The sequence below is a fragment of the Streptomyces sp. NPDC015144 genome (genome assembly GCF_043079735.1).
In the GTDB taxonomy this organism is placed as follows: domain Bacteria; phylum Actinomycetota; class Actinomycetes; order Streptomycetales; family Streptomycetaceae; genus Streptomyces.
In genome coordinates, this window is sequence record NZ_JBIBUU010000013.1 from 87350 (window position 1) to 106527 (window position 19178).

A 19178-nucleotide genomic window follows, 5' to 3' on the forward strand; every position below is an offset into this window, starting at 1 on the left:
GCCCGCCGGACGATTGTCGGTGCCGTGGTGTGCAATGGACGGCGTGTCTGCGTTCGACGAACCTCTCAAGAAGCTGCTCGGCGGCGCCACCGCCAAGGTGATGGCCGAACACCTCGACCTGCACACGGTCGGTGATCTGCTCCACCACTACCCGCGGCGGTACGAGGAGCGCGGCCGGCTCACGGCCCTGTCCGACCTCCCGCTGGACGAGCACGTGACGGTGGTCGCGCAGGTCGCCGACGCCCGCGTCCTGACGTTCAACGGCGGCCGCGGCAGACGCCTCGAAGTCACCCTCACCGACGGCCACGGCCGCCTCCAGCTGGTCTTCTTCGGCCATGGCGTCCACAAGCCGCACAAGGAGCTGCTGCCGGGCAGGCGGGCGATGTTCGCGGGCAAGGTCTCCGTCTTCAACCGGAAGATGCAGCTGGCCCACCCCACGTACCAGCTGCTGGACGCGGAAGGGGCCGAGGGCGCCGGGGACAGCGAGGCGGTGGACGCCTTCGCCGGGCGGCTGCTGCCGATCTACCCCGCCTGCAAGCAGATCGACTCGTGGCGGATCGCCAAGGCGGTCGACACGGTGCTGCCGCGTGCCGGGGAGGCCGTCGACCCGCTGCCGCCGGGGCTGCGCGAGGGCCGGGGCCTCACCGCCCTGCCCGAGGCGCTCCAGAAGGTCCACCGCCCGCGGACCAAGGCGGACATCGCCGAGGCCCGGGACCGGCTCAAGTGGGACGAGGCATTCGTCCTCCAGGTCGCGCTGGCCCGCCGCAGATACGCCGACACACAGCTCCCGGCGGCGCCCCGCAGGCCCGTCCCGGGCGGGCTGCTCGACGCCTTCGACGCCAGGCTGCCCTTCACCCTGACCGAGGGGCAGCGGAAGGTCTCCGCCGAGATCTTCGACGACCTGGCCACCGACCACCCGATGCACCGGCTCCTCCAGGGCGAGGTCGGCTCCGGCAAGACCATGGTCGCCCTGCGCGCCATGCTCGGCGTCGTCGACGCGGGCGGCCAGGCCGCCATGCTGGCCCCCACCGAGGTGCTCGCCCAGCAGCACCACCGGTCCGTCACGGAGATGATGGGCGACCTGGCCGAGGGCGGGCTCCTCGGCGGCAGCGAGCAGGGCACGAAGGTGGTGCTGCTCACCGGCTCGATGGGCGCCGCCGCCCGCCGCCAGGCCCTGCTCGACCTGGTCACCGGCGAGGCCGGCATCGTGATCGGCACCCACGCCCTGATCGAGGACAAGGTCAAGTTCCACGACCTGGGCCTGGTCGTCGTCGACGAGCAGCACCGCTTCGGCGTGGAGCAGCGCGACGCCCTGCGCTCCAAGGGCAAGCAGCCGCCGCACCTGCTGGTCATGACCGCCACCCCCATCCCCCGTACGGTCGCCATGACCGTCTTCGGCGACCTGGAGACCTCCGTCCTGGACCAGCTCCCGGCCGGCCGCTCGCCGATCGCCAGCCACGTGGTCCCCGCCAAGGACAAGCCGCACTTCCTCACCCGCGCCTGGGACCGGGTGCGCGAGGAGGTCGAGGGCGGCCACCAGGCGTACGTGGTCTGCCCCCGCATCGGCGACGACGCCGAGGACGAGGCGGCGGGGAAGAGGGCGAAGAAGAAGACCGCCGAGGACGAGGGCGAGAAGCGTCCGCCGCTGGCCGTGCTGGAGATCGCCGAGCAGCTCGCCAAGGGCCCGCTGGCCGGACTCCGCGTCGAGGTACTGCACGGCAGGATGAACCCGGAGGACAAGGACGACGTCATGCGCCGCTTCGCCGCGGGCGAGGTCGACGTCCTGGTCGCCACCACCGTCATCGAGGTCGGCGTCAACGTCCCCAACGCCACCGCCATGGTGATCATGGACGCCGACCGGTTCGGCGTCTCCCAGCTGCACCAGCTGCGCGGCCGGGTCGGGCGGGGCTCGGCCCCCGGGCTCTGCCTGCTGGTCAGCGAGGCCCACGAGGCGTCCCCGGCCCGCGCCCGGCTCTCCGCCGTCGCCGCCACCCTCGACGGCTTCGAGCTCTCCCGGATCGACCTCGAACAGCGCCGCGAGGGCGACGTCCTCGGTCAGGCCCAGTCCGGGGTCCGCTCCTCGCTGCGGATGCTCGCCGTCATCGACGACGAGGAGGTCATCGCCGCCGCCCGCGAGGAGGCGGTCGCGATCGTCGCCGCCGACCCGGAACTGTCCGGTCTGCCCGAGCTGCGGACCGCGCTGGACGCCCTGCTGGACAAGGGGCGCGAGCAGTACCTCGACAAGGGGTGAGGCCCCGAGGCACCCGGGTGCGCGGGCCCGACCGGCCGCCACGCCATATCGTGGGGGCACGGCGCCGCGGCACCCCGCGGGCCGCCCACGACCCGAGGACCAGACACCCATGACCCGCGTGATCGCCGGCACGGCCGGCGGACGCCGCCTGGCCGTGCCGCCCGGCACCGGCACCCGTCCCACCTCCGACCGGGCGCGCGAGGGCCTCTTCTCCACCTGGGAGGCGCTGCTCGGCACCCTGGAGGGCATCCGGATCGCCGATCTGTACGCGGGCTCCGGCGCCGTCGGCCTGGAGGCGCTCTCCCGGGGCGCGGTCCACGCCCTGCTCGTCGAGGCAGACGCCAGGGCCGTGAGGACCGTCCGCGACAACGTCCGCACCCTCGGCCTCCCCGGCGCCGAGGTCCGCACCGGCAAAGCGGAGCAGATCGTGACGGGCCCGGCACCGGCCGAGCCGTACGACGTGGTCTTCCTGGACCCGCCGTACGCCGTCACCGACGACGATCTTGCCGAGATACTGCTCACACTCCGTGCTCAGGGCTGGCTCACCAGCGACGCGCTCGTCACCGTGGAACGCAGCACCAGAGGCGGGGAATTCGGCTGGCCCGAGGGGTTCGAACCCCTGCGGGCCCGTCGATACGGCGAGGGCACGCTTTGGTACGGTCGCGCCGCCTCTACGTGCGAAGACGCACGATGACCGGACCGGAGAGGGAGGGAATCACATTGCGCCGCGCCGTCTGTCCGGGGTCCTTCGACCCCATCACCAACGGGCACCTCGACATCATCGGCCGTGCCTCGAAGCTGTACGACGTCGTACATGTCGCGGTGATGATCAACCAGTCCAAGCAGGGGCTGTTCACCGTCGAGGAACGGATCGACCTGATCGAGCAGGCCACCGCCGAGTTCGGCAACGTCCGGGTCGAGTCCTTCCACGGCCTCCTGGTCGACTTCTGCAAGCAGCGCGACATCCCGGCGATCGTGAAGGGCCTGCGGGCCGTCAGCGACTTCGACTACGAACTCCAGATGGCCCAGATGAACAACGGCCTGTCCGGCGTCGAGACGCTCTTCGTGCCGACCAACCCCACCTACAGCTTCCTGTCGTCCTCCCTGGTCAAGGAGGTCGCCACCTGGGGCGGCGACGTCTCGCACCTGCTCCCGCCGGTGGTCCAGGAGGCCCTCGCCGAGCGCCTCGCCGGGAACCGGTGAACTGACGGTCCGTCAGCAGGTGTCGGACGGGCGCCGGCTGGCCGTACAGTCGGTCCCGTCCGTCTCCAATCGGCTGTAGAGAGTGGCGAGCACACGGTGGACGTGCAGAAGAAGCTCGACGAGATCGTCGAAGTCGTCGGGAGCGCCCGGTCGATGCCCATGTCGGCTTCGTGCGTGGTCAACCGCGCCGACCTCCTGGCGATGCTCGAAGAGGTGCGCGAGGCCCTGCCCGGCTCGCTCGCCCACGCCCAGGAGCTCATCGGCGGCCAGGAGCAGCTGGCCGAGCGGGCCCGCCAGGAGGCCGAGCGGATCATCGAGTCCGCCCGCGCCGAGCGCACCTCGCTGATCGCCGGCACCGAGATCGCCCGGCAGTCCCAGAGCGAGGCCGACCGGATCCTGGAGGAGGCCCGCCGGGAGGCCGCCGAGGTCAAGGCCGAGGCCGACGAGTACGTCGACAGCAAGCTCGCCAACTTCGAGGTCGTCCTCACCAAGACCATCGGCTCCGTCGACCGGGGCCGCGAGAAGCTCCTCGGCCGCGGCACCCCCTTCGACGAGCAGGGCTACGAGGACCCGGACTTCGCCGAGGCCCCCGAGCGCTCCACCGACCCGGCCACGCTCCAGCGCCGGGCCGACGAGTACGTCGACACCAAGCTCGGCGCCTTCGAGGCGGTGCTGGCCAAGACCCTGGAGGCGGTCGGCCGGGGCCGGCAGAAGCTGCACGGCCGGATCCCCACCGACGATCTGGGCGCGCACGTGGCCGCCCAGGACGCGGCGGGCGGCCGGCCGCGCATGAGCGACGAGGACCACTGGGCCGGGCTCGCCGAGCTCGCCACCCCGGAGCCCGCGCCGGTGCACCAGCAGCCCCCGCAGCAGTTCCCCGCCCAGGCCCAGCCGACCTACGCGGAAAGCTCCCAGCCCACCTACGCGGAGAGCTACGGCTACCAGGAGCAGCAGCCCCAGCAGGACGCCTACGGCTACCCGCAGCAGCCGGACCCGTACGCCGCCTACCAGCAGCAGGGCTACGACCAGGGCCAGGGCCAGGGCCAGGCCCAGATGCCGGCCGCCCAGGGCTACGACGGCTGGCAGCAGCCCGTACAGCCCCAGCAGGGCCTTCCCGAGCAGCCCGGGAGCGCCCTCGACGAGACCAGCCTCTTCGACACCAGCATGATCGATCTGGACCAGCTCCGCCGCTACGAACAGGGGCGCTGACCGGACGGGCCCGCGGGGGCGGACGGCCCGGATTGGGAGCTGGGCGGCGCGTCCAGTATCCTGGCTCTTCGGTCGCGTGTATGTCCGCGATCCCGGCTGCCCGCCTTCGGCTCCGAAGCCGGTCGGCCCTCCCCACGATGTGCGCTGCACATAATCGCGAAAGCAGGAACAGCCCTGAACGGCCACCTCGACCACCGAAACCCCCTCGTGTTCGACACGCACGAGCTGGGGCGGCGTCCCGGTGCCCTCCAGCGGCTCTCCCGCACGGTGGACGCACCCGGTCCGCCCGCGGTCCTCGGCATCGACGGGGTCATCGGCGTGCCCGAGGGCGCGCCCGTGGAGCTGGACCTCCGCCTCGAATCGGTCATGGAAGGGGTGCTTGTCACAGGCACCGCCCGTGCGTCCGCCGAGGGGGAGTGCGTAAGGTGTCTGGAGCCGCTGCGCCTTGAGGTCGTGGCGGACTTCCAGGAGATGTTCTCGTACCCTGACGCCGATGACCGTGGCCGCCCGAAGGCGGAACCGGCCGACGACGCCGAGGACGACGAGGACAGGCTCTTCGTCGAGGACGGCTTGTTCGACCTCGAACCAGTGCTGCGTGACGCGGTGGTGCTCGCACTGCCGATGCAGCCGGTGTGCCGGGAGTCCTGTGCCGGTCTGTGCTCCGAGTGCGGAGTCAGGCTGGACGAGAACCCCGGTCATCACCACGACGCCGTCGACATCCGTTGGGCGGCATTGCAAGGACTCGCCGACACCGTTCAGGACGGCGAGAAGGACAACATGGGCGGCGCCGAAGCGGGCGTCGACGAGAAGCAGGAGAAGTAGCCGTGGCTGTTCCGAAGCGGAAGATGTCGCGCAGCAACACGCGCCACCGCCGGTCGCAGTGGAAGGCTGCGGTCCCCACCCTGGTTTCGTGCGAGCGTTGCCAGGAGCCGAAGCTGCAGCACATCGCGTGCCCCAGCTGCGGCACGTACAACAAGCGCCAGGTCCTCGAAGTCTGAGCGGCTGGTGAGAGGCCCGATGTCTGAGTTGTCCCACGCCAAGAAGAAGGCAGACAACGTCAACACAGCCTCGTCCCACACGCTTCTGGAAGGGCGGCTCGGGTATCGACTCGAGACCGCCCTTCTGGTGCGTGCGCTGACCCATCGCTCGTACGCGTACGAGAACGGCGGTCTGCCCACCAACGAGCGGCTCGAATTCCTCGGGGACTCGGTGCTCGGCCTGGTGGTCACGGACACGCTGTACCGCACCCACCCCGACCTGCCCGAAGGCCAGCTGGCCAAGTTGCGGGCCGCGGTGGTCAACTCGCGTGCGCTTGCGGAAGTGGGCCGCGGCCTCGAACTCGGCTCCTTCATCCGGCTCGGCCGGGGCGAAGAGGGCACGGGTGGCCGGGACAAGGCGTCCATCCTCGCCGACACCCTTGAAGCGGTGATCGGCGCGGTCTATCTCGACCAGGGCCTCAGCGCGGCCTCGGAGCTGGTCCACCGGCTCTTCGACCCGCTGATCGACAGGTCCTCCAACCTCGGTGCCGGCCTGGACTGGAAGACCAGTCTCCAGGAGCTCACCGCCGGCGAGAGTCTCGGCGTCCCCGAGTACGTCGTCACGGAGACCGGCCCGGACCACGAGAAGACCTTTACTGCTGCTGCTCGCGTCGGTGGTGTCTCGTACGGCACCGGCACCGGCCGTAGCAAGAAGGAAGCGGAGCAGCAGGCGGCGGAGTCCGCCTGGCGCGGGATCAGCGCAGCCGCGGAGGAGCGGGCGGCAGCGGCGAAGGCCGCCGCCGACGGGGGCGCCACCGACGCCCCCGCTGACCCGCCGTCCACGGACGCGGCTCCCGCCTGAGGCGAGGCAACCCCCGGTGCCCGGTGCACCGGGGGTTTTGTCCTGCCTGAACCGGATCCCTGAACCGGATCCCTGAGTCGGATCAGCCCCCACCCCTCTTTCCCAGGAGCGTCACCGTGCCCGAGCTGCCCGAGGTCGAAGTCGTACGGCGTGGTCTGGAGCGCTGGACCGCCGGCCGCACCGTCGCCGGGGCCGAGGTGCTGCACCCGCGCGCGGTCCGCCGCCATCCGGGCGGCGGGGCGGACTTCGCGGCCCGGCTCACCGGCGCCCGCTTCGGTACGGCGATGCGGCGCGGCAAGTACCTCTGGATCCCGCTGGACGACGCGGCCGGCTCGCTCCTGGGCCACCTCGGCATGAGCGGCCAGCTGCTCGTGCAGCCCGAGGACGCGCCGGACGAGAAGCACCTGCGGGTCCGGGTCCGGTTCGACGACGCCCTCGGCACCGAGCTCCGCTTCGTCGACCAGCGGACCTTCGGCGGGCTCTCGCTCCACGACAACACCCCCGACGGGCTCCCCGAGGCCATCGCGCACATCGCCCGCGACCCCCTGGACCCGGCCTTCGACGACGCCGCCTTCCACACGGCCCTGCGGCTGCGCCGCACCACGGTCAAGCGGGCCCTGCTCGACCAGTCGCTGATCAGCGGCGTCGGCAACATCTACGCGGACGAGGCGCTCTGGCGCAGCCGGCTGCACTTCGACCGGCCGACCGCGAACCTCACCCGCCCCCGGTCCGCCGAGCTGCTCGGCCATGTCCGCGACGTGATGAACGCCGCACTCGACCAGGGCGGCACCAGCTTCGACAGCCTCTACGTCAATGTGAACGGCGAGTCCGGCTACTTCGACCGCTCCCTCGACGCCTACGGCCGGGAGGACGAACCCTGCCGCCGCTGCGGGACCCCGATCCGGCGCGTCGCCTTCATGAACCGGTCGTCCCACTTCTGCCCGAAGTGCCAGCGCCCGCGGTGAGGCCACCGGGGGCGGTCCTCAGTTGAGGATCTCGCCCCTTTCGTCCGCGCGGATCGCGGCGAGCCGGTCCCGCCAGGTCCGGAGCGCCTCGGGGGTCAGCCGCGTCCAGTCGCCGACCTCGGCGACGATCCGGAGCGGGTCCCTGCTGCGGTAGGAGCGGGTGGGGTTGCCGGGGAACTTCTTGTCGGTGACGTTGGGGTCGTTCTCGAACTCCCCGGTCGGCTCGACGAGGTAGACGCGGGGCTCGCCGTCACCGGCGGCGAGCTCGGCCGCGAGACCGGCACCGTCGCGGAGCGCCGTGAAGTAGACGTGGTTCATGACGACGTCCGGCCGGTAGTTGGAGCGGAAGCCCGAGGTCAGGAAGTCCCCGGTACGCAGGTCGGCCTTCGTGCCGTGGAAGAACGGCCCCGTGTCCAGTATGTCGCCCATCGCGACAGGCTACCGACCCGGGCCGGGGCGCGCGGGGAGTTCCGGGCGGCCCTGCCCGGCTCCGCGTCAGAAGCCGAATTCCTGGGTCCACCAGGGGCCGCCGGAGCCGTGGTGGACACCGAGGCCGAAGGTCTTGTAGTCGCAGTTCAGGATGTTGGCGCGGTGGCCCGGGCTGTCCATCCAGGCGGCCATCACGGCCCGCGCGTCCGCCTGGCCGCGGGCTATGTTCTCGGCGGCCAGGCCCTGGACACCGGCCTTCGAGGCGCGGTCCCAGGGGGAGCGGCCCTCCGGGTCGGTGTGGTCGAAGAAGCCGCGGGCGGCCATGTCCTCGCTGTAGTCCTGCGCCAGCGAGGTGAGCGGGGAGCTGGCGGTCAGCGGGGAGCAGCCGACCTTCGCGCGCTCCTGGTTCACCAGGGCGAGTACGGCGGCTTGCGCGTCGGTGACGGCGGAGCCCCGGGCGGCGGCGGTGGTCCTCGGCGCGGCGGGAGCCTTGGTGGCGGCCGGGGCGGTGCTGCGGGCGGCGGTCCTGGACGGAGTCGGCTTCGCGGCCGGGGCGGACGGCTTCTTCCGTTCGGCGGCGGGCGGCTTCGAGGCGGACGGGGCGGCGGTGGGCGATCCGGCCGCGGACGGGCTCCGGTGCGGGCCACCGGCCCGGCCCGTGCCCCGGTCGGCGGCGGTGGCGCCCCGGCCGGCCTCGGCCTGTCCGTCGGGGGAGCTGTCGGCGCGCACCCGGTCGGCGGCGCCGCCGCCGATCGTGAGGGTGTCGCCGCCGGGTATCAGCCCCGTGGTCATCGCCACGGCCCCCACCGCGAGCGCCGCGGAGACACCGACCATTCCGGTGCGGACGGCCGAGCCGGACCGCTTCCCGCGGTGCCCGACCGGCCTTCGGGCCGCACCCGGGGCCTCCTGGTCGTCGGTGGCCGGAGTGACGGCGGAGCGACGATGGCGTCCCATCTGCTGAGCCCTTCTGACGGTCCGGACGTCATTCCGACGCCACCGGTCTTAACCCGTTCGGGTGAGTCTATTGGGTGGGGACTGTACGCCATGGCCATACGGAGGGATGTGCTCCGGGCGCGGTCGGCCGGTTAGCGTTCGGGCATGGACGAAGACGTACGGCTGACCGCCTGGGTGCGCGGCCGGGTGCAACGGGTCGGATTCCGCTGGTTCACCAGGGAGAACGCGCTGGAGATCGGTGGTCTCACCGGCTTCGCGCTCAATCTCGACGACGGCCGGGTGCAGGTCGTCGCCGAAGGGCGGCGGGAGAGCTGCGAGCGGCTGCTGGACTGGCTGCGCTCGGCCGACACACCCGGACGTGTGGACGGGGTCACTGAGATATGGGACACGCCGCGCGGAGGTTACGAGGGCTTCGCCATCCGCTGAGCCCGGCCCGCCCGGGGGCGCGGAGCACCCGATGTTCGGACCGTGTTCGATTGCGGTCGAAGGGTCACCGGGGGGTCCTGCATTCCCGTACACATGAAATGACCTGCGGAATGTCCGGATGGTTGCCAGGAATGAGTGGACGTGCCAGGCTGCCGCAATAGGAATGATCTCCACGCCCCGTCGGGCCCCGCCGGAGAGACGCGCCGCATGATCGTCGGGCCGCGCGCCGCGGGATGCCCCCTCTGTCGGGCGTGATCGTGTTGACCGTCAAACTTTTTGGTGAGACTCTGAAATCCCCGCGCACCTTAGCTGTTTGGCAGAGCTGTTCGGCAGCAGGACAGCAGTGACGACAGAGCACTGCCGAGCACCGCGGGTGCGATTCCCTCACGACCCACACCGCATCGGTCGGTCACTCAGTGTGGAGGACCATCCATCATGGCAAAGGCGCTTCTCGGTTACGTCGGCGGTTCCGACCCGCGACTCCTCGCCGAGATGCGACGGCTCCAACAGCGTGTCCAGGACCTGGAATCCGAGCTCGTACGGATCCAGGACGAGAACGACGCGCTGACCGCCGCCGCACAGCACCAAGAGTCGCTGCTCGACAGCATCGACATCGACGTACCTCAGGCGGAGCCGGCGCTGACCTGACCGATGGGCCCTCGTGGCCGGTCGGGTCCGTATGCGTCAGCCGCCGGGGATCATCACCCGGATCGTCGCCGGAATCACCGTCGGATCATTGAAGATCACTGCTCTTGATCTGTCACTTCCGTGACATGTGTTGATTCGGCCTGCGCAGCTGCACCAGAACCACCGTGCGGAGTACCGCACAAGTTTTACCAAGGGGCGCTTCGGCGTCCCTTTTTCTTTTCCGTCCGCACCGGCGTCCGGCGCCATTTCCGCCCGGACCTGCACGGAACCTGCCCCCCGGCGTACCCCTTCCCTTAACGTCTGATGTGCCCTGCACCTTCATGGGTGAAACCGAGAGTGAAAGGTAGAGTCCGGCGGCGTGCACCTCAAGGCCCTGACCCTGCGTGGTTTCAAGTCGTTCGCCTCCGCCACGACGCTCCGGTTCGAACCCGGTATCACCTGTGTCGTCGGCCCCAATGGCTCCGGCAAATCCAATGTGGTGGACGCGCTCTCCTGGGTCATGGGGGAACAGGGGGCCAAATCCCTGCGCGGCGGCAAGATGGAGGACGTCATCTTCGCCGGCACCACCGGGCGCCCGCCGCTCGGCCGGGCCGAGGTGTCGCTGACCATCGACAACTCCGACGGCGCGCTGCCCATCGAGTACGCCGAGGTGACGATCACCCGGATCATGTTCCGCAACGGCGGCAGCGAGTACCAGATCAACGGCGACACCTGCCGCCTCCTGGACATCCAGGAGCTTCTCTCCGACTCCGGCATCGGCCGGGAGATGCACGTCATCGTCGGCCAGGGCCAGCTCGATTCCGTGCTCCACGCCGACCCGGCCGGCCGCCGCGCCTTCATCGAGGAGGCCGCGGGCGTCCTCAAGCACCGCAAGCGCAAGGAGAAGGCGCTGCGGAAGCTGGACGCGATGGGCGCCAACCTCGCCCGCGTCCAGGATCTCACCGATGAGCTGCGACGGCAGCTGAAGCCGCTCGGCAGACAGGCCGCCGTGGCACGCCGGGCCGCCGTCATCCAGGCCGACCTGCGCGACGCCAGACTGCGGCTGCTCGCCGACGACCTGGTCACGCTCCGCACGGCGCTGCGCGACGAGATCGCCGACGAGGCCGCGCTCAAGCAGCGTCGCGAGGCCGCCGAGACGGAGCTGAGAGCGGCGCTCGGCCGTGAGGCGGAGCTGGAGGAGGAGGTGCGGCGCCTCGCCCCCCGGCTCCAGCGGGCCCAGCAGACCTGGTACGAGCTCTCCCAGCTGGCCGAGCGGGTCCGCGGCACGGTCTCGCTGGCCGACGCCCGGGTCACGAGCGCCGCCGCACCCGTCGAGGAGGAGCGGCGCGGCCGCGACCCCGAGGACATGGAGCGGGAGGCCGCCCGGATCCGCGAGCAGGAGGCGGAGCTGACGGCCGCGCTCACCGCCGCCGAGCACGCCCTGGAGGACACCTCGGCCCACCGCGCCGAGCTGGAACGGGAACTGGCGGCCGAGGAGCGCCGCCTCAAGGACGCCGCCCGCGCCATCGCGGACCGCCGCGAGGGGCTCGCCCGGCTGACCGGTCAGGTGAACGCGGCCCGGGGCCGGGCCGCTTCGGCGCAGGCCGAGATCGACCGGCTGGCCGCCGCCCGGGACGAGGCGCGGGAGCGGGCGGTCGCCGCCCAGGAGGAGTACGAGCAGCTGAAGGCCGAGGTGGCCGGGCTGGACGCCGGGGACGAGGAGCTCGGCGAACAGTACGAGACCGCCCGCCAGGAGCTGGCCCGGGCGGAGGCGGAGCTCACCGCGGCCCGGGAGACGGCCACCGCCGAGGAGCGGAGGCGGGCGGCGGTGGCGGCCCGGCACGACGCGCTGGCCCTCGGGCTGCGCCGCAAGGACGGTACGGGCGCGCTGCTCGGGGCGCGGGACCGGCCGGCCGGGCTGCTCGGTCCGGCCGCGGAACTGCTGACCGTGGCGACGGGGTACGAGGTGGCGGTCGCGGCGGCGCTCGGCGCGGCGGCCGACGCGGTCGCGGCGACGGACCCGGCCTCGGCGGCGGAGGCCATCCGGCTGCTGCGCAAGCAGGACGCGGGGCGGGCCGCGCTGCTGCTGGGCGGGGTCCGGACCGGGGCGCCGCGACAGGTGGCCCCGGCCGTCCGCGTGGACGCGGGGCCGCCCGCCGTGGCCGATCTGGTCGGCGGTCCCGCCGAACTGGTGGACGCCGTACGCGTACTGGTGCGGGACATGGTGGTCGTCGCCACCCTGGAGGACGCCGAGGATCTCGTCGAGGCCCGCCCGGAACTGACGGCCGTGACCGCCGAGGGCGACATCCTCTCCGCCCACTTCGCGCACGGCGGCTCCGCCGGTGCGCCCAGCCTCCTCGAAGTGCAGGCGTCGGTCGACGAGGCCGCCGCCCAGTTGGAGGAGCTGGCCGTGCGGTGCGCGGAGTCCGCCGAGGCGCAGCAGGCCGCCGGGGAGCGGCGCCGGGCCGCGGCCGGGCTCGTCGACGAGTTGGGGGAGCGGCGCCGGGCCGCCGAGCGGGAGAAGTCGGGGGTCGCCCAGCAGCTGGGGCGGCTGGCCGGGCAGGCCCGGGGCGCCGCGGGCGAGGCCGAGCGGACGACCGCCTCCGCCGCCCGCGCCCAGGAAGCCCTGGACCGGGCGGTCGAGGAGGCCGAGGAGCTGGCCGAGCGGCTGCTGGTCGCCGAGGAGGTCCCCGTGGCGGACGAGCCGGACACCGCCGTACGGGACCGGCTCGCCGCCGACGGCGCCAACGCCCGCCAGACCGAGATGGAGGCCCGCCTCCAGGCCCGTACCCACGAGGAGCGGGTCAAGGCACTCGCGGGCCGGGCGGACGCCCTCGACCGGGGCGCCCGGGCCGAACGGGAGGCCCGGGCCCGCGCCGAGCGCCGCCGGGCCCGCCGCCGCCACGAGGCCCGGGTGGCCGCCGCGGTGGCCTCCGGCGCCCGCCAGCTCCTCGCCCACGTCGAGGTCTCGGTCGTCCGGGCCGAGCGGGAGCGGGCCGCGGCCGAGGCGGCGAAGGGGGAGCGGGAGCGGGAGCTGGCGGCGGAGCGGGGCCGGGGCCGCGAGCTCAAGAGCGAGCTGGACAGGCTCACCGACTCCGTGCACCGGGGCGAGGTGCTCGGCGCCGAGAAGCGGCTGCGGATCGAGCAGCTGGAGACGAAGGCGCTGGAGGAGCTGGGCGTCGAGCCCGCCGGGCTGACCGCCGAGTACGGTCCCGACCAGCCCGTACCGCCGTCCCCGGTGGCGGAGGGCGAGGAGCTGCCCGAGGACCCGGAGCATCCGCGCAACCGGCCGGTCCCCTTCGTCCGGGCCGAGCAGGAGAAGCGGCTCAAGTCGGCCGAACGGGCGTACCAGCAGCTCGGAAAGGTGAATCCGCTCGCCCTGGAGGAGTTCTCGGCGCTGGAGGAGCGGCACAAGTTCCTCTCCGAGCAGCTGGAGGACCTGAAGAAGACCCGGGCCGATCTGGTCCAGGTCATCAAGGAGGTCGACCAGCGGGTCGAGCAGGTGTTCACGGAGGCGTACCGGGACACCGCCCGGGAGTTCGAGGGCGTCTTCTCGCGGCTCTTCCCGGGCGGCGAGGGCCGGCTCGTCCTGACCGACCCGGAGAACATGCTCGCGACCGGGGTGGACGTCGAGGCGCGGCCGCCCGGCAAGAAGGTCAAGCGGCTCTCGCTGCTCTCCGGCGGGGAGCGCTCGCTGACCGCGGTGGCGCTGCTGGTCTCCATCTTCAAGGCCCGGCCGAGCCCGTTCTACGTGATGGACGAGGTGGAGGCGGCGCTCGACGACACCAACCTCCAGCGGCTGATCCGGATCATGGAGGAGCTCCAGGAGAGCTCGCAGCTCATCGTGATCACGCATCAGAAGCGGACGATGGAGGTCGCCGACGCGCTGTACGGCGTGTCGATGCAGGGCGACGGCGTCTCCAAGGTGATCAGCCAGCGGCTGCGCTGAGCCGGGGCCCGGCGTCCACCGCCCGAGTGGTGGCCGCCGGAAAGATGTGCGCCACTGGGGGATGACCCGTCAGGAGCAGATGTGACCAGTACAGCGCAGGGACCGGCGGCCGGGGCGAGCCAGCCCGACCACCTCGGCCACGTCATCTTCATCACCGCGGCCGCCGCCATGGGCGGCTTCCTGTTCGGCTACGACAGCTCGGTCATCAACGGTGCCGTCGAGGCCATCCGCAGCCGCTACGACATCGGCTCCGCCACCCTCGCCCAGGTCATCGCCATCGCCCTGATCGGCTGTGCGATCGGCGCGGCCACCGCCGGCCGGATCGCCGACCGCATCGGCCGCATCCAGTGCATGCGGATCGCCGCCGGGCTCTTCTCCGTCAGCGCGGTCGGTTCGGCCCTGCCGTTCGCCCTCTGGGACCTGGCGATGTGGCGCATCATCGGAGGCTTCGCCATCGGGATGGCCTCGGTGATCGGCCCCGCGTACATCGCGGAGGTCTCGCCGCCCGCCTACCGGGGCCGGCTCGGCTCCTTCCAGCAGGCGGCGATCGTCATCGGCATCGCCATCTCCCAGCTGGTCAACTACGGCATCCTGCAACTCGCCGACGGCGACCAGCGCGGCCGGATCGGCGGTCTGGAGGCATGGCAGTGGATGCTCGGCGTGATGGTCGTCCCGGCCCTCCTGTACGGGCTGCTCTCCTTCGCGATCCCCGAGTCGCCCCGGTTCCTGATCTCGGTCGGCCGCACGGACCGGGCCCGCAGGATCCTCGCCGAGGTCGAGGGCAGGGGTGTCGACCTCGACGCCCGGGTGGCCGAGATCGAGACCGCCATGCACCGCGAGCACAAGTCCACCTTCCGGGACCTGCTCGGCGGCCGCTTCGGCTTCCTGCCGATCGTCTGGATCGGCATCGGCCTCTCGGTCTTCCAGCAACTCGTCGGCATCAACGTGGCGTTCTACTACTCGGCGACGCTCTGGCAGTCCGTCGGCATCGACCCGACCGAGTCCTTCTTCTACTCGTTCACCACGTCCATCATCAACATCATCGGTACCGTCATCGCGATGGTGCTGGTCGACCGGGTGGGCCGCAAACCGCTCGCCCTCGCGGGCTCCACCGGCATGGCCGTCGCCCTCGCCTTCGAGGCGTGGGCCTTCTCCTCGAAGCTGGTCGACGGCAAACTGCCCAGCCCGCAGGGGGCGGTCGCGCTCGTCGCGGCCCATGTCTTCGTGCTCTTCTTCGCCCTGTCGTGGGGCGTCGTCGTCTGGGTCTTCCTCGGCGAGATGTTCCCGAACCGGATCCGTGCCGCCGCGCTCGGTGTCGCCGCCTCCGCCCAGTGGCTCGCCAACTGGGCGATCACCGCGAGCTTCCCGAGCCTGTCCGAGTGGAACCTCTCGGCCACGTACATCATCTACGCCTGCTTCGCCACGCTCTCCATCCCCTTCGTGCTCCTCTTCGTCAGGGAGACCAAGGGCAAGGCGCTGGAGGAGATGGGCTGAGCGCCGCGCGGGCCCCTCAGTGTCCGAGCGCCGTGCAGAACAGCCGCAGGCTGCGCCACCCCTCCTCGACCGGCATCCCGCCGCACAGCGGATGCAGCACCAGGCTGTCCAGCTCGCCGGCCGCCGCCGAGCACTCCTCGGGGGTCAGGACCCGGTAGACCCCCTCGGCCCGCAGCTCCGCCACCGTCGTCGCCGCCGAACGCACCGCCGAGCGGATGTCCTTGGACTGCCAGGAGGCGTACGTGCGCGCCTCGTGCAGGAAGTGCTCGCCGTACACGGCCCAGGTCCGGTCCGGATCCTCGGAGACGTGCAGCAGCGGCGTCTCGGCGGACGGCATCATGCAGAAGCCGTCCGTCCCGAACGCGGCGCGCCGCTCGTGGTAGTACGCCTCCAGCTCCGGCAGGTGCGCGCTCGGGAAGAACGGCAGCCCGAGCCGGGCCGCCCGCCGTGCCGCCGCCCGCGAACTGCCGCCCACCAGCAGCAAGGGGTGCGGCTGGGTGTACGGGCGCGGCGTGACCCGCACGGTCCGCCCCCGGTACGGGAACGGCTCGCCGGTCCACGCCTGGAGCAGCGTCTCCAGCAGCTCGTCCTGGAGCCGGCCGCGACGGCCCCACTCGACGCCCGCCTGCTCGTACTCCTCGGGCCGGTAGCCGATCCCGGCCACCGTCACCAGCCGGCCGGCGCTCAGCAGATCCAGTACGGCGATGTCCTCGGCCAGCCGCAGCGGATCGTGCAGCGGGCCGATGATCGCCGAGACCGTGACCGCTATCCGGGAGGTGGCGCCGAAGACGGCGCCCGCGAAGGCGAAGGGGGAGGGCAGCCAGGAGTTGGTGGTGCCGTGGTGCTCCTCGGTCTGCACGGTGTCGACGCCGTGCCCGTCGGCGTACGCGGCCATCTCCAGCGCGGCGCGGTAGCGGGCCGAGAGCGGCTCGGGGGCGGCGTCGGGATCGACGAGATTGAACCGGACCACTGTGAAGGCCATGAGACGTGTCCCCATCGTCGGCGGGCGCGGCGAACGGGACAGTAGCTGACAGAGCGTCAGATGTGTAGAGGTGCGTCCTCGGTCCTTCCGCCGTCGGCCCGGGGCTGACCGGCGGGGCGCGGCAGTACGGCGTACAGGGTGGCGGAGACCGTGATCGCGGCCGCCCAGCCCAGCCCCAGGCGCCCGGCCCAGGTGGTGGCGAGCGGGCCGCTGAACCACTGCACCCGGGTGAGCAGCAGCCCCGCCACCAGGCCGGCGGACCAGGCGGCCACGGCCGGTACGGCGAAGCCCCGGGTGTACCAGTAGGCGCTGGACGGGGTGGTGTCCAGGAGCGCCGCCGGGTCGTACACCCGGCCCCGCAGCAGGTCCACGGCGAAGACGCCGATCCAGGCGGAGAACGTCACGGCGAGCAGCGTCAGGAAGGAGACGAACGCGTCCAGGAAACCGGCCGCCGTGAACATCAGCCAGCCCCCCAGACCCAGGCTGATCAGGGCGTTCATCCCGACCGCCCGGGCGCGCGGGACCCGGAACCCCAGCGTCTGCGCGGTGAACCCGGCCGAGTAGAGCGACATCGCGTTGATCAGCACCATTCCGGCCATGACGAACAGCAGATACGGCACCGCGAGCCACCCCGGCAGCAGCGGCCCGATGAACGCGACCGGATCGCGGGCGGCGGCCAGCCCCGGTTCGGCGACCGCCATCACCGCCCCCATCGCCACCATCGGCAGATAGACGAGGGCGGCACCGGCCACGGTCGCCCCGGTCATCGCCCAGCCGGACGCCGTACGCGGCAGGTAGCGGGCGAAGTCCGGGCTCGACGGGGCCCAGCTGATCCCGCCCGCCGCCAGCGTGCCGACCCCCGCGACCACCATCGCCGCCGGACCGGCCGGCCGGGCGAGCACGGCGTGCCAGTCCGTCGTACCGGCCAGATGGACCAGCACGAGCACGCTGACGCCACCGAAGAGATACGCCGACCAGGTGCAGCACACCCGCAGCGCCCCCATGCCCAGCCCCGACACCAGCCAGCTGCACCCCACGAAGACGAGCAGGACCACCAGGGTGGTGCGCCGGCCGGCCGGGACGCCGAGGAGCCGGTCCAGCACCGCCAGCGCCGCGTAGCTGCCGGTGACCGCGTTCACCGTCTCCCAGCCCCAGCGGGCCACCCAGGTCAGCGCACCGGGCAGCAGATTGCCGCGCTGCCCGAAGACGGCCCGGGAGAGCGCCATGCCCGGAGCCCCGCCCCGGCTGCCCGCGACCGAGACCAGGCCGACCAGCCCGAAACCGAGCACCGAGGCCAGCGCCGCGACCGCCAGCACCTGCCAGAGGTTCAGCCGGTCGAGGACGACGAGCCCCGCGCCGATGGTGAGGAGGAGCACGGTCAGATTCGCGCCGACCCAGGTGGGGAAGAGGGACCGGGCCCGGCCGGTGCGCTCGCCGTCGGGGACGGGTTCCAGGCCACGGGTCTCCACGGGCAGGATCGTACCTTTCAGCCCAAAGAGTGCATAACGATCAGGTGGGTGTCCGGGCGATCCTTCGGGACGGTCCCGCCGGTCGGACGTGACTGATACTGGGTGGGTTATGGAATTCGTCATCCTTGCTGTAGTCATCGCCCTGGTCGCGGTCGGCGTGATCAGCGGGCTCGTGGTCAGCGGCCGCAAGAAGAAGCAGCTGCCCCCGGCGCCGTCGAGCACGCCGACCATCACACCTCCCGCCGAGCCCCATGTCGGCGAGGAGGCCGAAACGCCGCGCGAGGAACCGCGCCGCACCATCGAGGAGGTCGGTCCGCCGGAGGCCGCGGCCCCCGTCGAGGAGGCCCCCGAGGCCGTCGAGCCGGAGGCGCCCGCCGCCCCGGCCATCGAGGTGCCCGAGCCCACCGCCGGCCGGCTGGTACGGCTGCGCGCCCGGCTCGCCCGCTCGCAGAACTCCCTCGGCAAGGGGCTGCTCACGCTCCTGTCCCGGGACAACCTCGACGAGGACACCTGGGAGGAGATCGAGGACACCCTCCTCACCGCCGACGTCGGCGTCGCCCCCACCCAGGAGCTGGTGGAGCGGCTCCGCGAGCGCGTCCGGGTGCTCGGCACCCGCACCCCCGAAGGGCTGCGCGCGCTGCTGCGCGAGGAGCTCCTCACCCTGCTCGGCACCGACTTCGACCGCCAGGTCAAGACGGAGAGCGGTCTCGACACCCCCGGCGTCGTGATGGTCGTCGGCGTCAACGGCACCGGCAAGACCACCACCACCGGCAAGCTGGCCCGGGTGCTCGTCGCCGACGGCCGCAGCGTCGTGCTCGGCGCGGCCGACACCTTCCGCGCCGCCGCCGCCGACCAGCTCCAGACCTGGGGCGAGCGCGTCGGCGCCCGCACCGTACGCGGCCCCGAGGGCGGCGACCCCGCCTCGATCGCCTTCGACGCGGTCAAGGAGGGCATCGCCGAGGGGGCCGACGTGGTCCTCATCGACACCGCCGGGCGGCTGCACACCAAGACCGGCCTCATGGACGAGCTCGGCAAGGTCAAGCGAGTGGTCGAGAAGCACGGTCCGCTCGACGAGATCCTGCTCGTCCTCGACGCCACGACCGGGCAGAACGGCCTGGTGCAGGCCCGGGTCTTCGCCGAGGTCGTGGACATCACCGGCATCGTGCTCACCAAGCTGGACGGCACCGCCAAGGGCGGCATCGTCGTCGCCGTCCAGCGCGAGCTGGGCGTGCCGGTCAAGCTGGTCGGTCTCGGCGAGGGCCCGGACGACCTGGCCCCCTTCGAGCCGGAGGCGTTCGTCGACGCCCTGATCGGCGACTGACCCGTCCTCACCCGCCCGAGGGACACGTCCGGGAGCCCGACCGCACGGCAGCACCGCGGT

General features: G+C 72.3%; 17 protein-coding genes. 13 read left to right on the forward strand and 4 right to left on the reverse strand.

Annotation, left to right across the window (positions count from 1 at the left end; genetic code table 11):
* The first annotated feature begins 34 nt into the window (after positions 1 to 34).
* The 8 genes from recG (at position 35) to mutM (ending at position 7467) form a co-directional block, all read left to right on the forward strand.
* Positions 35 to 2251: an ATP-dependent DNA helicase RecG gene (gene recG, locus ACF08W_RS22225; RefSeq protein WP_392280287.1), complete on the forward strand. Its 2217-nt coding sequence runs from the start codon at positions 35 to 37 to the stop codon at positions 2249 to 2251.
* A 109-nt stretch (positions 2252 to 2360) separates the two neighbouring features.
* Positions 2361 to 2945 carry a 16S rRNA (guanine(966)-N(2))-methyltransferase RsmD gene (gene rsmD, locus ACF08W_RS22230; protein WP_392280288.1) on the forward strand — a complete coding sequence of 195 codons (585 nt, stop codon included), beginning with the start codon at positions 2361 to 2363 and terminating at the stop codon, positions 2943 to 2945.
* Positions 2946 to 2971: 26 nt separating this feature from the next.
* Entirely contained in the window at positions 2972 to 3454 is a 483-nt protein-coding gene (coaD, locus tag ACF08W_RS22235) for a pantetheine-phosphate adenylyltransferase (RefSeq protein ID WP_352276468.1), read from the forward strand.
* 96 nt (positions 3455 to 3550) lie between these two features.
* Positions 3551 to 4663, forward strand: a complete 1113-nt coding sequence (locus ACF08W_RS22240) for an ATP synthase F0 subunit B (protein WP_392280289.1) — start codon at positions 3551 to 3553, stop codon at positions 4661 to 4663.
* A 150-nt stretch (positions 4664 to 4813) separates the two neighbouring features.
* Positions 4814 to 5485, forward strand: coding sequence for a YceD family protein (locus ACF08W_RS22245; RefSeq protein WP_385211861.1), 672 nt, complete (start codon positions 4814 to 4816; stop codon positions 5483 to 5485).
* A gap of 2 nt (positions 5486 to 5487) precedes the next feature.
* Positions 5488 to 5661 carry a 50S ribosomal protein L32 gene (gene rpmF / locus ACF08W_RS22250; RefSeq protein WP_003965982.1) on the forward strand — a complete coding sequence of 58 codons (174 nt, stop codon included), beginning with the start codon at positions 5488 to 5490 and terminating at the stop codon, positions 5659 to 5661.
* 19 nt (positions 5662 to 5680) lie between these two features.
* Positions 5681 to 6502: a ribonuclease III gene (gene rnc, locus ACF08W_RS22255; protein WP_352276289.1), complete on the forward strand. Its 822-nt coding sequence runs from the start codon at positions 5681 to 5683 to the stop codon at positions 6500 to 6502.
* Positions 6503 to 6618: 116 nt separating this feature from the next.
* Entirely contained in the window at positions 6619 to 7467 is an 849-nt protein-coding gene (gene mutM / locus ACF08W_RS22260) for a bifunctional DNA-formamidopyrimidine glycosylase/DNA-(apurinic or apyrimidinic site) lyase (RefSeq protein WP_352276290.1), read from the forward strand.
* An 18-nt stretch (positions 7468 to 7485) separates the two neighbouring features.
* On the opposite strand, the gene arr is transcribed toward mutM, so the two are convergent.
* Entirely contained in the window at positions 7486 to 7896 is a 411-nt protein-coding gene (arr, locus tag ACF08W_RS22265; RefSeq protein ID WP_392280290.1) for an NAD(+)--rifampin ADP-ribosyltransferase, read from the reverse strand.
* 66 nt (positions 7897 to 7962) lie between these two features.
* Complete coding sequence (locus ACF08W_RS22270; RefSeq protein ID WP_392280291.1) at positions 7963 to 8850, reverse strand: CAP domain-containing protein; 888 nt, start codon at positions 8848 to 8850, stop codon at positions 7963 to 7965.
* A 144-nt stretch (positions 8851 to 8994) separates the two neighbouring features.
* Here ACF08W_RS22270 and ACF08W_RS22275 point away from each other — a divergent pair, with 144 nt between their 5' ends.
* From ACF08W_RS22275 to ACF08W_RS22290, 4 genes are all read left to right on the forward strand, one after another.
* Complete coding sequence (locus ACF08W_RS22275) at positions 8995 to 9276, forward strand: acylphosphatase (RefSeq protein ID WP_385211868.1); 282 nt, start codon at positions 8995 to 8997, stop codon at positions 9274 to 9276.
* 435 nt (positions 9277 to 9711) lie between these two features.
* Positions 9712 to 9924 (forward strand): hypothetical protein, encoded by a 213-nt coding sequence (locus ACF08W_RS22280; RefSeq protein ID WP_352276296.1) that lies wholly within the window; start codon positions 9712 to 9714, stop codon positions 9922 to 9924.
* 358 nt (positions 9925 to 10282) lie between these two features.
* A complete protein-coding gene (gene smc / locus ACF08W_RS22285; protein ID WP_392280292.1) occupies positions 10283 to 13852 on the forward strand; it encodes a chromosome segregation protein SMC in 3570 nt (1189 codons plus the stop codon).
* A gap of 81 nt (positions 13853 to 13933) precedes the next feature.
* Complete coding sequence (locus ACF08W_RS22290) at positions 13934 to 15346, forward strand: sugar porter family MFS transporter (RefSeq protein WP_352276299.1); 1413 nt, start codon at positions 13934 to 13936, stop codon at positions 15344 to 15346.
* Between the two features lie 16 nt (positions 15347 to 15362).
* Here ACF08W_RS22290 and ACF08W_RS22295 read toward each other — a convergent pair whose 3' ends face one another.
* Both ACF08W_RS22295 and ACF08W_RS22300 read right to left on the reverse strand, forming a co-directional pair.
* Entirely contained in the window at positions 15363 to 16328 is a 966-nt protein-coding gene (locus tag ACF08W_RS22295; protein ID WP_385211872.1) for an LLM class flavin-dependent oxidoreductase, read from the reverse strand.
* Positions 16329 to 16384: 56 nt separating this feature from the next.
* The gene (locus ACF08W_RS22300) at positions 16385 to 17797 is read right to left on the reverse strand and encodes a purine-cytosine permease family protein (RefSeq protein ID WP_392280293.1); all 1413 of its coding nucleotides are present in this window, start codon (positions 17795 to 17797) and stop codon (positions 16385 to 16387) included.
* Positions 17798 to 17906: 109 nt separating this feature from the next.
* Between ACF08W_RS22300 and ftsY the strand changes: the two genes are divergently transcribed.
* Entirely contained in the window at positions 17907 to 19118 is a 1212-nt protein-coding gene (gene ftsY / locus ACF08W_RS22305) for a signal recognition particle-docking protein FtsY (protein WP_352276303.1), read from the forward strand.
* Positions 19119 to 19178: the final 60 nt, after the last annotated feature.